Raw genomic sequence first — 13,795 nt, 5'->3', positions numbered from 1 at the left:
GCAAATTGTTGATATCCGGATGACACAACCTGTACATGTCGCGCGCGCTGCCAGAAATATCGCATGCGCCTCAGACCCTCTGAAACAAAAGAGCTTCACGGCGCCGTTGGCGTCATAGCCGATCGAGTGTGGGACGGGCGGCAGTGCCGACCGGGTGGGGCGAAAACGCACTTAGGTTCGACAATAACGAACACACTGCGGGGGAGTGGAAGATGCTCATTACAGAGTTGGTGGTTCGACAGATTTTTGAAGACCTGATTGTAGGGAAGATCGAACGAGAAACTGCTGATCGGTGGGCCTATGAGGCAATGCAAGCCCTGGACAGAGGGGATCTGGATTTTGAATCGAGAGATCTCGAAGAGCAGCTGTGGTCCTCGGTCCTATACCTTTATGGCGTCGACATGCAGACGTCTCCCGGAGGATACCTGAATTCTGCTGCCGACATCGAAAAAAAGTTTCGATCTCTTTGGCCTATGCAGCCTTGCTAGATCGCGGACGCAACTAGAGCATCTCAGCCAATGCACGCTGGACGACGTCGCCGCCTCCGCGAGTGAGAGGCAAGGGAGCTAACCGTTGCCAGAAAGCAGGCGAGCCGCCGCCGCCCTCGCCTCTTCGGTGATCGAGGCGCCGGCCAGCATGCGGGCGATCTCCTCGGTGCGCGCCTTGTCGTCCATGCGGGCGACGCGCGTGGAGATCGTCTCGGCCTTCTCGGCCGAAGGACCCTTGGAGATCAGGAGATGCGTCGCAGCGCGCGCGGCCACCTGCGGCGCGTGGGTGACGGAAAGCACCTGCACGGTGCTCGAAAGCCGCTTCAGCCGCTGGCCGATGGCATCGGCCACCGCACCGCCGACACCGGTGTCGATTTCGTCGAAGACAAGCGTCGGCGCCGAGCCGCGATCGGCAAGCGCCACCTTCAGCGCCAGCAGGAAGCGCGAGAGCTCGCCGCCCGAGGCGACCTTCATGATCGGCCCCGGCCGCGTGCCCGGATTGGTCTGCACGTGGAACTCGACGAGGTCGATGCCTTCGGCCGTCGCCTGCGCCGGATCGCTTGCGACTTCCACCATGAAGCGTGCGCGTTCGAGCTTCAGCGCCGGCAGCTCGGCCATGACGGCGGCGGAAAGCGCCGATGCCGTGCGGTGCCGCTTTTCCGAGAGCGAGCGCGCCGACGCGTCGAAAGCCGCCTTGGCGACGCCGACCTGGCTTTCGAGCTGCTTCAGCCTCTCCTCGCCGGCATCGAGATCGGCGAGATCGGAGATCATGCGCACGGCAAGCGCCGGCAGCTCGGTCACCGGAACGGAGTATTTGCGGCTGGCGGCACGCAGCGCGAACAGCCGCTCCTCCACCCGCTCCAGTTCCTTCGGGTCGAATTCGGTGTCGCGCAGCGCCCGCTCGACCGCCATCTGCGCATCGGAGAGCTGGTTCAGGGCACCGTCGAGCAGCTCCACCGTCTCTTCGAGCAGGCCCGGCGCCTCGTGACTCTTGCGCTCCAGGCGACGCACCAGCGACGCAATCAGCGGAACCGGGGACGCGTTGCCGTTCAGGAACTCCGACGCCTCGCTGATGTCGCCGGCTATGCGCTCGGACTTCATCATCCGCGCCCGCTTCTCGGCAAGTTCGTCCTCTTCGCCGTCCCGCGGGCTGAGTTTTTCCAGCTCCTCGACCGAAGAACGCAGGAAATCCGCCTCGCGCGCGGCAGCCTCGACGCGTTCGCGATGCTTCTTCAAGCCGCGCTCGGCGTCCTTCCAGGCCCGGAAGAGATTGCCGACATGGTGCGCCTCGTCGGATGTGCCGCCAAAGGCGTCAAGCAATGTGCGGTGCGCGTCGATGTCGACAAGCGCGCGATCATCGTGCTGCCCGTGAATTTCGACGAGCGTCTGCCCGAGTTGGCGCATGAGCTGGACGCTGATCGGCTGGTCGTTGACATAGGCCTTGGTGCGGCCGTCGGCGGATTGGACGCGGCGGAAGATCAGGTCGCCATCGTCGTCGATGCCGTTCTCGTTGAGCATCAGCCGCGCCGAATGGCCGGCGGGCACGTCGAAGACCGCCGTCACCTGGCCCTTGTCCGAGCCGTGGCGCACCAGCGAACCATCGCCGCGGCCGCCAAGGGCCAGCGACAGGCTGTCGAGCAGGATTGATTTGCCGGCGCCGGTTTCACCGGTCAGCACCGAGAGCCCGGCGTCGAAAGCCAGATCAAGCCGTTCAATCAGGACGATATCGCGGATCGAAAGCTGGGCGAGCATCCGGGTTCGTATCTTCCTTGACGGGCGCCGATAAGGATCAGGCGCCGATGAGGTTCTTGGCAGCGCGCGAAATCCAGGAGTTGCCGCTTTCACGCGGCTCCAAACCGCCGGACTGCAGCAGCTTGAAGGAATCGGCGTACCACTGGCTGTCCGGATAGTTGTGGCCGAGAACGGCAGCAGCGGTCTGCGCCTCCTGGGTCACGCCCATCGCGAAATAGGCCTCGGTCAGACGCGCCAGCGCTTCTTCCACCTGGTTGGTGTTCGGATACTGCTCGATGACGACGCGGAAGCGCGATACCGCCGCGAGATATTCCTTGCGCTCGAGATAGTAGCGGCCGACCTGCATCTCCTTGCCGGCGAGCTGGTCGCGGGCGAAACGGATCTTCGACTTGGCGTCGTCGACATATTCGGAGTCCGGGTACCGGTCGACGACCGCCTGCATGGCCTCGATCGCCTTCATCGCCGGCTTCTGGTCCTGCGTCACGGCGGGGATCTGCTTGGTATAGGCCAGCCCCTGGATGTACTGCGCATAGGCCGCGTCTTCCGACTGCGGATAGAGATTGAGGTAACGACCGGTGGCGTTGATCGCCTCCTGGTACTGGCCGTTGCGGTAGGAAACGAAGGCGTTCATGACCAGTGCCTTGCGGGCATATTCCGAGAACGGATGCTGGCGGTCGAGCGCTTCGAACTTGCGCGACGCTTCCGTCGTCTTGCCCGCATTGAGGTTGGCAAGGCCCTGATTGTAGAGCACTTCCGGCGGATCCGTCTCCGCCGTCAATTTGGTGATGTCGATATCCGGGTCGTTCTGGCAGGCGGTAATCAGGGCGCTGCCGGCAATGGCCGCGACGATCACGGCGGCGACGCGCGCTGATTTTCTCAGATCAACAGAAACTGCAAGAACCATCGGATATTCCCGTTCCACTCTGCGGGCATGGACCCCGCCAGACATGCGCTTTTAGAGCAAGTTACCTTGAGACCGCAACGTCATGATCGGTGATTCATGCAAATTTGTGGCGGCCCCATCATGAAAATGCCGGCCTTTCGGCCGGCGACTGGAGGAGATGATGACTTTTTTTGTTATGCGGACCAGGGCGCGAAGCCCGGAACTGCGACTGCAACCATATCGCGCGCGCGGGTGCGCTGGCGCGGGGTCGCGGTCTCGACGACTTCATAGGCCGTCGGGTCGCTGAGGAGCGCCTTCAGGGCGTTGGCGTTCATCTTGTGGCCGCCGCGGTAGGAGCGGTAGCAGCCGATGAACGGTGCACCGGCGAGCGAGAGATCGCCGACGGCGTCGAGCGTCTTGTGACGAACGAATTCATCCGTGTAACGCAGACCCTCGACGTTGACCACCGTATTGTCGTCGGAAATGACGACCGAGTTTTCGAGCGAGGAGCCGAGCGCAAAACCGGCGGCCCAGAGCCGCTCGACGTCCCGCATGAAGCCGAAGGTGCGGGCGCGCGACAGTTCGCGCTTGAAGACCGAAGGCGTCATGTCGCCCTTCCAGGACTGGCGGCCGATCAGCGGGGAATCGAAGTCGATTTCGACCTCGAAGCGCATGCCGTCATAGGGCGTGAACTCCGACCAGGAGGCACCCGATTCGATGCGCACCGGCTTGATGATGCGGATGTAGCGACGCTTGACCGCAAGGGCGCAAACGCCCACCTGCTCGATCGCGTCGATGAAAGGTTCGGAGCTGCCGTCCATGATCGGCATTTCGGCGCCGTGCACTTCGATCGTCAGGTTGTCGAGGCCGAGCGCGTAGATCGCGGCCATCACATGTTCGATCGTGGCGATCGACGCTGCCGGCGACATGCCGAGAACGGTGCAGAGATCGGTGTTGCCGACCTGCGAGGAAACCGCCTTGTATTCGCTGACCCGGCCATTGGCCAGGACGCGCTGGAAAACGATGCCCGCATCCGCTTCCGCCGGATGGAAGGTGATCGACACTTCCGCACCGGAGTGAACGCCAATTCCCTTGAGCGTTACCGGGCTTGCAATCGTCGTCTGAAACCCGAGCAATTCGATTCCCATTCTCGTCACTTTCAATACCTGTGGCCGATGGCCAAAACCCGCTGGCGGACGCAGCAAACTTCAGGGCACAAACAAGGCGTCCGAGAGTCTCGGCACAAAGTCCGATCCTCTGCGTTCCGAACAGACAGCGCTTGATCGAATCGCATGCGTCCCCAATTCCAAGTGTGAAAATAAGAGTTTGGAGGCACCATTCCAAATCACTGTTCGTTTCGCTTTGTTACGCATTTGCGACGGTCCGTAACATTGATTCAAACATCTGAAATGATGAAGAAAACGCAAAAATGCCCGGGCAGTTGCCCGGGCATTCGGCAAGGTGAAGGAACGGGCCTTCCAATCAGTTCGACTGACGGCGCAGGAACGCCGGGATTTCGAGCTGATCATCTTCGTGCGGGCGCGCCTGCTGCGAAACGCGACCGTGATCGTCAAGCTGGCCGCGACGCGGCGCATAGAGGCTCGCCTCCGGCGAGAGCGGCCGGCGCTGCTGGGAAGCAGCGCTCGGAGCGGAAGCCGTCATGTCGGCTGCCGCGGGGGTCTGCTCGCGTTCACGCAGGCCGAGCGAGCTGGTGATGCGGTTGAGGAGACCCATCGGGCCACGCTCTTCCGCGATCGGGGCCGCCGGCTGGGCGCGGCGGTCCATCTCGGCCTTCACGACCGGCGGAAAGTCTTCGACCTTCGGCATGCGAACCTGTTCCGGCTGCTGGCGCATGACCGGAGCGACAGGCTCCTGGCGCATCACCGGCTGCGGCTGCGGCTGGGGCTGAACCGGTTGCATCTGCGGCTGCGGCTGGCGCATGACCGGAGCGGCCTCTACCGGTGCTGCGCCGGCGAAAAGCTTGCTCTGGGGACGGAAGTTCTCCTCATGCGCCGGCTGAACCGGAGCCGGAGCCTGTGCGGCGCGGGTCGCGATGTCCAGTTCCCGCTCCATCTCGGCTTCGCGGATGGCGAGCGCGATCTGGTCGACTGACGGCTGCTGCTGGACCGGCTGCTGCACCGGCTGGATGACGGGCTGCTGCATCACCGGCTGGTGAACCGGGGCCGGCTGGTGCTGGGCAACCGGCTGCGGCTGCTGGGCAGGAATGGCGGCGGACGGGCGAACGGCCGGCTTGGCTGCTACCGGACGAAAGTCGGCGGAACGGCCCGCCACCTCCGCGGCCGTGCGGTCGATGCCGGTGGCGACGACCGAGACGCGGATCAGGCCTTCGAGTTCCTCGTCGAAAGTCGCGCCGAGGATGATGTTGGCATCCGGGTCGACTTCTTCGCGAATACGGGTTGCAGCTTCGTCGAGTTCAAACAGGGTCAGGTCGCGGCCACCAGTGATCGAGATCAGCAGGCCCTGGGCGCCCTTCATCGAGGTCTCGTCGAGCAGCGGGTTGGCGATCGCGGCTTCGGCAGCGGCCAGTGCGCGGCCTTCGCCCGAAGCTTCGCCCGTGCCCATCATCGCGCGGCCCATTTCACGCATCACCGAGCGGACGTCGGCGAAGTCGAGGTTGATGAGGCCTTCCTTGACCATGAGGTCGGTGATGCAGGCAACGCCCGAATAGAGAACCTGGTCAGCCATCGCGAAGGCGTCCGCAAAGGTCGTGCGGTCGTTGGCAATACGGAAGAGGTTCTGGTTCGGGATGACGATCAGAGTGTCGACCGACTTCTGCAGTTCGGCAATGCCCTGGTCGGCAAGCCGCATGCGGCGCGCGCCTTCGAAATGGAACGGCTTGGTGACGACGCCGACCGTCAGGATGCCCTTGTTGCGGGCGGCCTGGGCGACGATCGGGGCTGCACCGGTGCCGGTGCCGCCGCCCATGCCGGCGGTGACGAAGCACATATGGGTGCCGTTCAGGTGGTCGATGATCTCATCGATGCACTCTTCGGCGGCCGCGCGGCCGACTTCCGGCTGCGAACCGGCGCCGAGACCTTCGGTGACGGCGACGCCCATCTGGATGATGCGCTCGGCCTTGGTCATGGTCAGCGCCTGGGCATCGGTGTTGGCGACGACGAAATCGACGCCCTGGAGGCCTGCGGTGATCATGTTGTTGACGGCGTTGCCGCCGCCGCCACCCACCCCAAAGACGGTGATGCGCGGCTTCAGCTCCGTGATATCCGGCTTCTGCAAGTTGATAGTCATTGTACCCGTTCCTTCTGTTTTCTGGCCGCCTTGCCGAGCCGGCCAAATCTTTCAAAGTCTTAGTTTGTCTTCACCCGGAACCGTCCCTGTCGGCGCCGGCCGTACTCCGCATAACCTCGAAAATCGTCTTCGATTTTCGAAAAGGCTTATGCGCACTTACAAAACCTAGAGTGTCCCTTGCGTCCCTTCGGACGCACGGCGCTCTAGAAACTCTCTTTCAGCCATTGGCCCATGCGGGCGATGCGGCCGTTGCCGGCGCCGAGCGCCGAGAACATGCCGCCGTGGGAGGCATGGGTCTCGAGGTCGGCGACCTGCGGATAGATCATCAGGCCGACCGCCGTGGAAAACGCCGGGCCCTTGGCGGCCGCCGGCAGCCCGGAAACCCCGAGCGGACGGCCGATGCGAACATTGCGGGCGAGGATGCGGCGCGCCGCTTCCGGCAGGCCCGTAAGCTGGCTTGCGCCGCCCGTCAGAACGATGCGCTTGCCGACGATCGGGCTGAAGCCCGAGCGCTGGATGCGATCGCGGATGAGCTCCAGCGTCTCCTCGATGCGGGCGCGCACGATGCGCGAAACGAGAGCGCGCGGCACGTGCGTCGGCTGGTCGCGGTCATCCTCGCCGATCGGCGGAACCGAGACGATGTCGCGCTCGTCGGCGCTGTTCGGCAGCGCCGAGCCATGCACGACCTTCAGCCGCTCGGCATCTTCGATGCGGGTCGAAAGACCCCGCGCCAGATCCGTCGTCACGTGGTGGCCGCCGAGGCTGACGGCGTCGGCATGAACGAGCTTGCCTTCGGCGAAGACCGAGATCGTCGTCGTGCCGCCGCCCATGTCGATCGCGGCGCAGCCGAGCTCAACCTCGTCGTCGACGAGCGCCGCAAGACCGCTGGCATAGGGGGTCGCAACCATGCCCTCGACAGAGAGGTGCGCGCGGTTGACACAGAGTTCCAGGTTTTTCAGCGCCGCGCGCTCGGCCGTCAGCACATGCATGTCAACACCGAGAACGTCGCCGAACATGGCGAGCGGATCACGGATGCCGCGCTCGCCATCGAGCGAGAAGCCCGTCGGCAGCGAGTGCAGGATGGCGCGGTCGGAGCGCAGCGACTGCTGGCCGGCGGCCGACAGAACCTTGCGCAAGTCGTTGGCGTCGACTTCCTGGCCGCCGAGATCGATCGTCGCGGTGTAGACGTCGCTCTGCAGCCGGCCGGCCGAAACGTTGACGATCAGGCTGTCGATGGTAAGGCCGGCCATGCGCTCGGCCGCATCCACCGCCAGCCGCACGACGCTTTCGACCGCATCGAGATCGGCGACGACGCCGTTCTTGACGCCGCGCGACTTCTGATGGCCGATGCCGATGATTTCGACGTTGTGGGTGCGGTTCGGGAGAATCTGGCTCTCGGCGCGCGGCGTCAGCCGGCCGATCATGCAGACCACCTTGGTCGAACCGATATCCAGCACCGAGACGACATGAGACCGCTTCGAAGAAAGCGGCTTCAGGCGCGGCAGGCCAAAGCTGGAGGAACCGAACAGACTCATATGCGGCCCTCTTTCTTCTTCTCGGTCTCCTGCGCCTTCAGCATTTTGTCCCTCGCCTTCAAGGCAACTTCGCGCCGGGCGACTGCATCCGGCGTCAACTGAACTGTGGTTCGATCCTGCAGCCTCAGATCCACGGCAGCGATGTCGCGCTCGAGGAGCTGGTGCTGGCTTTCCATGTCGGAGAGCACCTGCATCGCCTGGGCGACGTCGTGCTCCGGCAACTTGACGACGATGCCGTTGTCGAGGCGCAGGTCCCAGCGGCGACCGGCGACGCGGACGAAGGCCTTCACCCGCGAGCGGATTTCCGGCCAGCGGGAAAACTCGTCGTAGAAATCGGCGGCCGCCGTTTCGGCATCGCGGCCGACGAACAGCGGCAAGGCTGCGAACTTGTTGTCGCGCAAGGGCGCGATCACGCTGCCGCTTCTTTCGATCAGCGAAAGATCGGAGCCGTGCTGCCAGATGCCGAAGGCCTTGCGCTCGGTGAGGCTGACTTCGATCGTGCTCGGATAGACCTTGCGGACGGTGACACCCTGCACCCAGGGCAACTCCGCGATCAGCCTGCGCGCCTCGGCAATGTCGAGCGCCACCAGCGACGTCGTACCGTCGAGGCCGAGCTGCTGAAGGATGTCGATCTCGGAGGTCTGCTCGTTGCCGGAAACCTTGACGTCTTCGATGGCAAAGCCTGCGGCCGTGGTCGAGGCCTGGGCGAAATTCTGCGTGTGACCGCCAAGCGACATGCCATAGAAACCGGTCGCGGCAAAAAACGCGAGCGCCGACGCCGTGCCCGTATGCGCGGGGAAGCGAATGCGGCCGGTTCCGAGGCTGACGAGGAAACGCACGACACGGCGGAGCGGGCGCGGCAACACGCGGCCGCCGTCCACGTCGACGGCTGCAGCGCCATCGAGGTGACGAACCCTCCTGCCCCTTCTGCCCCTCAACGCAAACACGACGCTTCCTCCACCATCCAACTCAAAAACTCACCGAAGCTATAGCCGGCATGCGCGGCCATCTCGGGCACCAGGGAGGTTGGCGTCATGCCGGGCTGGGTATTGATTTCCAGCCAGATCAGCTCGCCCTCACCGGAGGAACTGTCATCGAAACGAAAGTCGGATCGGCTGACGCCGCGGCAACCGATTGCCTGATGCGCCTTCAGAGCGAGTGTTTGTATTTTTTGGTAAATATTTGGTGAAATCTGCGCCGGAATGACGTGGGTCGAACCGCCTTTTACGTACTTGGAGTCGTAATCGTAGAAGGCATGGCCCTGCGGGATGATCTCGGTGACGCCGAGCGCGCGATCGCCCATGACGCCGCAGGTCAGTTCGCGGCCGGCGACATAGCGCTCGACCATGATTCGGTCGCCGTAACGCCATTCGCTCGAGGCCACCACCTGCGGCGGATGGGGCTGGTCTTCCTTGACGATGACGACGCCGAAGCTCGAGCCCTCGCGGACCGGCTTGACGACATAGGGCGGCTTCATCGGATGCTTCGGACCGAAAGCATGGCGATCCATCACCTGCGCGTCCGCCACCGGAATGCCGGCGGCAGCAGCGACGTGCTTCGCCTGAGCCTTGTCCATGGCGAGCGCCGAGGCGAGCACACCGGAATGGGTGTAGGGAATTTCCAGATATTCGAGGATGCCCTGGATCGTGCCGTCCTCGCCGAATGGACCGTGAAGAGCATTGAAAGCGACGTCCGGGCGAAGCGCCGCCAGCACTTCGGCAACGTTGCGATCGACATCGATTCGCGTGACGCGGTAGCCGGCGGCTTCGAGGGCATCCGCACAGGCAGTCCCGGACGACAGGCTAACCGGCCGCTCCGAAGAAAATCCGCCCATCAGGACAGCCACATGCTTGCCGCTCATTCAAACCCCCAAACAATACGCCACTTTCGCAAGGTTTCCTTGCGCCTGGCTGATTCCGGTTCTCGCGAGTCACCGGTGCCATTGGGGTCACTAGAGCGTCATTATGGTTAACGAACCGTTTACTTTCGTTAACCTTAGTCGGGAAACGAAACACGCGTCGTGTGCGCCAGCGCATGGGCGACAATGCATTTCAGCGGGAGATCAAGGGGTTGCGGAGCGATCCTGAATCAAATGCATAAGAAGCGAAAAAATGAAAAACCCGCCGCAAACGAGGCGGCGGGCTCCATTCTGGCGATGCGATAGGCGCTTAGTCGTCGTCGCCGACGATCTTCCAGACGATGCCGGCGATTGCCGCGCCGACGATCGGTGCCACCCAGAAAAGCCAGAGCTGCGCCAGCGCCCAATCGCCGACGAACAGCGCCTGGCCCGTCGAGCGGGCCGGATTGACGGAGGTGTTCGTGACCGGGATCGAGACCAGATGAATGAGGGTCAGCGCCAGGCCGATGGCGATCGGCGCAAAGCCGGCCGGCACGCGGCCATGGGTGGCGCCGAGAATGATGAACAGGAAGAAGAAGGTGAGTGCGACCTCGGCGACGAGCGCAGCCGTGAGCGAATATCCGCCCGGCGAATGCTCACCATAGCCGTTGGCCGCAAAGCCGCCGAGCTGGAAATCGGCCTTGCCGCTGGCGACCAGATAGAGCACGGCCGCAGCAGCAATGGCGCCCAGCACCTGCGAGATGATGTAGCCGACGAGCTTGTGCGCCGGAAACTTGCCGGCAACCATCAATCCCACCGAGACGGCCGGATTGAAATGCCCGCCGGAGATGCCTCCGACCGCATAGGCCATGGTGAGCACAGTGAGACCGAAAGCAAAGGAAACGCCAAGCAGGCCGATACCGACCTCAGGAAAGGCCGCCGCCAGCACCGCGCTGCCGCAACCGCCGAAAACGAGCCAGAATGTACCGAGAAACTCCGCAGAAAGCCTTTTGAACATGCATTCGCTCCTGAAGAAAACGAAGCCGACCGCTTCGGCTGCCGAGAGTTTGCCACAATTTGATTCTGGTCAAGCGCGGTTGTTCTAAGGCGCGCGCACCCGCAATAGGCGAGATTTACAAGCCGCCGCGCCTAAAGAAGAGGCAGACCCAGGCGGTTCTCCGACGAGCCATGCATTGACGGAATAATACTGCGCACGACGCCAATATCGTTCGCATTTCTTACGATATCAGGGTTTCGCCATGCCGAAACTTGCGTTAAGAGGCCTGCGGCGCCACGCGGCTGACCAGACGCGCAAGGGCCGCTGCAGACTATGAAGTGCAGTCCGCCTCCCAGGACGGCACGACATCCATCATCAGGAACTATGATAATGACAGACGCGACAACCATCCTGTCGCCGAAGGGCAATGCGTCGAAGCACGCGGCAGTGAACTCCCCTGCCCGGGTGCTGTTCGCAAGCCTCGTCGGCACGACCATCGAATTCTTCGACTTCTACGTTTACGCCACCGCCGCGGTGCTCGTTTTCCCGCACCTCTTCTTCCCGGGCGCCGACCCGACCTCGGCAATGCTGCAATCCTTCGCGACCTTCTCGATCGCCTTCTTCGCCCGCCCCTTCGGCGCCGTGGTCTTCGGCCATTTCGGCGACAAGGTCGGCCGCAAGGCGACCTTGGTCGCCGCGCTGATGACCATGGGCATCTCCACCGTCGTCATCGGTCTGCTGCCGACCTATGCGTCGATCGGCGTCGCCGCGCCGCTGCTCCTGGCCCTGTGCCGCTTCGGCCAGGGCCTCGGCCTCGGCGGGGAATGGGGCGGCGCCGTGCTGCTCGCCACCGAAAACGCGCCCGAGGGCAAGCGTAGCTGGTACGCGATGTTCCCGCAGCTCGGCGCGCCGATCGGCTTCATCCTCTCGGCCGGCACCTTCCTGGTCCTCGGCGAAGTGATGAACGACGAAGCCTTCCTCGCCTGGGGCTGGCGCGTGCCCTTCATCGCCAGCGTCCTGCTGGTCGCCGTCGGCCTCTATGTTCGCCTGAAGATCACCGAAACGCCGGAGTTCCAGAAGGCGGTCGACAAGCATGAGCGCGTGCAGGTGCCGATCGCCGAGATCTTCCGTTCGCACAAGCGCAGCCTGGTGCTCGGCACCTTCGTGGCGCTCGCGACCTTCGTGCTGTTCTACCTGATGACCGTCTTCTCGCTCTCCTGGGGCACGGCGAAGCTCGGTTACTCGCGTGAGCAGTTCCTGGTCGTGCAGATGACCGGCGTCGTCTTCTTCGGCCTGATGATCCCGGTTGCCGGCATCCTCTCGGACCGCTTCGGCCGCCGCCTGGTGTTGATCCTTACGACGATCGGCATCGGCGTTTTCGGCATCTTCATGGCCCCGCTGCTCGCCGGCGGCCTCGGTGGCGCCTTCCTGTTCTCGATCATCGGCCTCGGCCTCATGGGCCTCACCTACGGCCCGATCGGTGCAGCGCTTGCCGCTCCCTTCCCGACCTCGGTGCGCTACACCGGCGCCTCGATGACCTTCAACCTCGCCGGCATCTTCGGCGCGTCGCTGGCCCCCTACATCGCCACCTGGCTCGCGACCAACTACAGCCTCGATTATGTCGGCTACTATCTGCTGGCCGCCGCCGCCATCACGCTGCTGTGCCTGGTGCTGTCGACCGAAGACGAGGTTTCGGCCTGATATCGGCTCGGCCCGCGCAGGCGCGGCCTGGCACGAACAACAAGGGGCCGCGGCGGCAACGCTGCGGCCTTTCTTGTTTGTGGAGCCTCGATCTCCCGCGTTCGGTTGTGGCCAGCGCCCCTCTCCTCCCGTCATCCTCGGGCTCGACCCGAGGATCCATCCCTTTCGGCGGGCGACGCGAGGAAACCTCGTGCGCGCAGATCCGCAGGGCCGGAATCTGGATGCTCGGGTCAAGCCCGAGCATGACGGGGAGATGGAGCCGTCAAAAGTACGGCGACCACGCAAGGCGACCACGCAAAAAGAAGAAGGGCCGCAGCGTCTCCGCCACGGCCCTTTTCTGTAAACGATCCCGTCCAGCCTCAGGCGATGCCGCGGCCGAGGAATTCCTTGATCTCGTAACCCGGCATGAAGTTGCCGATGCGCTTGATTTCCCATTCGAGCCGCACGCCGGAATGTTCGAGCACGCGCTGGCGCACCGTTTCTCCAAGATATTCGAGCTCGTAGCCGGTCGCCTGTCCGGTGTTGATCATGAAATTGCAATGCAGCGGCGACATCTGCGCGCTGCCGATCATCAGGCCGCGGCAGCCGGCCTCGTCGATCAGCTTCCAGGCCGAGTGGCCTTCCGGGTTCTTGAAGGTCGAGCCGCCGGTCTTCTCGCGGATCGGCTGCACCGTCTCGCGGTGATGGCGCACGGCATTCATGTCGGTGCGGATCTTGTTCTTGTCCTCGGCGTAGCCCTCGAAGATCGCATGGGTGAAGATCAGATCCTTCGCCGCCGACGAGTGACGATAGGCATAGCCCATGTCGGCATTCGACAGCACATGCTGGTTGCCCTGGCGGTCGACCGCATGAACCTCGACGACGCGCTCGCGGGTCTCGGCACCGTTCGCCCCGGCATTCATGCGCAGCGCGCCACCGAGAGAGCCGGGAATGCCGTAGAAGAAATAGAAGCCGCCGATGCCGTGATCGAGCGCCATGGCCGCGATGTTCTTGTCCGGGCAGATGGCTCCGGCCTTGATGCGGTTTTCACCGACCAGTTCCAGCTCGCCGAAGCCCTTGGCCGACAGGCGGATGACGACGCCGGGAATACCGCCGTCGCGCACGAGCAGGTTTGAGCCGACACCGACGACCATGACCGGCACGTCTTCCGGAACGAGCTTCAGGAAGGTAACGAGATCATCCGTGTCGTGCGGCTGGAACATCAGCTCGGCAAGACCGCCGGCCCGGAACCAGGTGACGCGATCCATCGGCGCATCGGGCGTGATGCGGCCGCGAACGGCGCTGACACCGCTTCCGAGCGCATCCAGTAGTTTCTGACCGTTGACCTGTTTCATG

The 13,795-nt window shown here is 63.7% G+C and carries 11 protein-coding genes; 2 read left to right on the top strand and 9 right to left on the bottom strand.

Going from position 1 to position 13,795, the window contains the following annotated elements:
- The first annotated feature begins 212 nt into the window (after positions 1 to 212).
- A complete protein-coding gene (locus ACQ5BM_RS00905) occupies positions 213 to 488 on the top strand; it encodes a hypothetical protein (RefSeq protein ID WP_429806614.1) in 276 nt (91 codons plus the stop codon).
- Positions 489 to 566: 78 nt separating this feature from the next.
- Here the strand turns inward: ACQ5BM_RS00905 and recN are convergent, their stop codons facing one another.
- The 8 genes from recN to aqpZ form a co-directional block, all read right to left on the bottom strand.
- The gene (gene recN, locus ACQ5BM_RS00900) at positions 567 to 2,240 is read right to left on the bottom strand and encodes a DNA repair protein RecN (RefSeq protein WP_429806612.1); all 1,674 of its coding nucleotides are present in this window, start codon (positions 2,238 to 2,240) and stop codon (positions 567 to 569) included.
- Between the two features lie 37 nt (positions 2,241 to 2,277).
- Positions 2,278 to 3,144 (bottom strand): outer membrane protein assembly factor BamD, encoded by an 867-nt coding sequence (locus ACQ5BM_RS00895; RefSeq protein ID WP_429806610.1) that lies wholly within the window; start codon positions 3,142 to 3,144, stop codon positions 2,278 to 2,280.
- Positions 3,145 to 3,317: 173 nt separating this feature from the next.
- A complete protein-coding gene (gene lpxC / locus ACQ5BM_RS00890) occupies positions 3,318 to 4,271 on the bottom strand; it encodes a UDP-3-O-acyl-N-acetylglucosamine deacetylase (protein WP_429806608.1) in 954 nt (317 codons plus the stop codon).
- 334 nt (positions 4,272 to 4,605) lie between these two features.
- Positions 4,606 to 6,390, bottom strand: a complete 1,785-nt coding sequence (gene ftsZ / locus ACQ5BM_RS00885; protein WP_429806606.1) for a cell division protein FtsZ — start codon at positions 6,388 to 6,390, stop codon at positions 4,606 to 4,608.
- 203 nt (positions 6,391 to 6,593) lie between these two features.
- A complete protein-coding gene (ftsA, locus tag ACQ5BM_RS00880) occupies positions 6,594 to 7,925 on the bottom strand; it encodes a cell division protein FtsA (RefSeq protein ID WP_429806605.1) in 1,332 nt (443 codons plus the stop codon).
- Positions 7,922 to 8,872 carry a cell division protein FtsQ gene (gene ftsQ / locus ACQ5BM_RS00875; protein ID WP_429806603.1) on the bottom strand — a complete coding sequence of 317 codons (951 nt, stop codon included), beginning with the start codon at positions 8,870 to 8,872 and terminating at the stop codon, positions 7,922 to 7,924. Before ftsQ ends, ftsA begins: the two co-directional genes overlap by 4 nt.
- Positions 8,860 to 9,786, bottom strand: a complete 927-nt coding sequence (locus ACQ5BM_RS00870; protein WP_429806601.1) for a D-alanine--D-alanine ligase — start codon at positions 9,784 to 9,786, stop codon at positions 8,860 to 8,862. The genes ftsQ and ACQ5BM_RS00870 overlap by 13 nt, the downstream gene beginning before the upstream one ends.
- Before the next feature lie 307 nt (positions 9,787 to 10,093).
- Positions 10,094 to 10,780, bottom strand: a complete 687-nt coding sequence (gene aqpZ / locus ACQ5BM_RS00865; protein WP_429806600.1) for an aquaporin Z — start codon at positions 10,778 to 10,780, stop codon at positions 10,094 to 10,096.
- Between the two features lie 369 nt (positions 10,781 to 11,149).
- Between aqpZ and ACQ5BM_RS00860 the strand changes: the two genes are divergently transcribed.
- Positions 11,150 to 12,460, top strand: coding sequence for an MFS transporter (locus ACQ5BM_RS00860; protein ID WP_429806599.1), 1,311 nt, complete (start codon positions 11,150 to 11,152; stop codon positions 12,458 to 12,460).
- Positions 12,461 to 12,819: 359 nt separating this feature from the next.
- Here ACQ5BM_RS00860 and murB read toward each other — a convergent pair whose 3' ends face one another.
- Positions 12,820 to 13,794 (bottom strand): UDP-N-acetylmuramate dehydrogenase, encoded by a 975-nt coding sequence (murB, locus tag ACQ5BM_RS00855; RefSeq protein WP_429806597.1) that lies wholly within the window; start codon positions 13,792 to 13,794, stop codon positions 12,820 to 12,822.
- Position 13,795 lies beyond the last annotated feature (1 nt).

Source organism: Ensifer sp. B1-9 (genome assembly GCF_050474445.1).
Classification (GTDB): domain Bacteria; phylum Pseudomonadota; class Alphaproteobacteria; order Rhizobiales; family Rhizobiaceae; genus Ensifer.
The sequence above is the reverse complement of the archived record's forward strand: the minus strand, read 5'-3'. Positions and strand labels throughout refer to the sequence as shown.

What these genes read in the sequence shown, in the direction of transcription:
- ACQ5BM_RS00860 (WP_429806599.1), top strand. Translation starts at nt 11,150, where the DNA reads ATGACAGACGCGACAACCATCCTGTCGCCGAAGGGCAATGCGTCGAAG.
- lpxC (WP_429806608.1), bottom strand. Translation starts at nt 4,271, where the DNA reads ATGGGAATCGAATTGCTCGGGTTTCAGACGACGATTGCAAGCCCGGTA.
- recN (WP_429806612.1), bottom strand. Translation starts at nt 2,240, where the DNA reads ATGCTCGCCCAGCTTTCGATCCGCGATATCGTCCTGATTGAACGGCTT.
- aqpZ (WP_429806600.1), bottom strand. Translation starts at nt 10,780, where the DNA reads ATGTTCAAAAGGCTTTCTGCGGAGTTTCTCGGTACATTCTGGCTCGTT.
- murB (WP_429806597.1), bottom strand. Translation starts at nt 13,794, where the DNA reads ATGAAACAGGTCAACGGTCAGAAACTACTGGATGCGCTCGGAAGCGGT.
- ftsZ (WP_429806606.1), bottom strand. Translation starts at nt 6,390, where the DNA reads ATGACTATCAACTTGCAGAAGCCGGATATCACGGAGCTGAAGCCGCGC.
- ftsA (WP_429806605.1), bottom strand. Translation starts at nt 7,925, where the DNA reads ATGAGTCTGTTCGGTTCCTCCAGCTTTGGCCTGCCGCGCCTGAAGCCG.
- ACQ5BM_RS00870 (WP_429806601.1), bottom strand. Translation starts at nt 9,786, where the DNA reads ATGAGCGGCAAGCATGTGGCTGTCCTGATGGGCGGATTTTCTTCGGAG.
- ACQ5BM_RS00895 (WP_429806610.1), bottom strand. Translation starts at nt 3,144, where the DNA reads ATGGTTCTTGCAGTTTCTGTTGATCTGAGAAAATCAGCGCGCGTCGCC.
- ACQ5BM_RS00905 (WP_429806614.1), top strand. Translation starts at nt 213, where the DNA reads ATGCTCATTACAGAGTTGGTGGTTCGACAGATTTTTGAAGACCTGATT.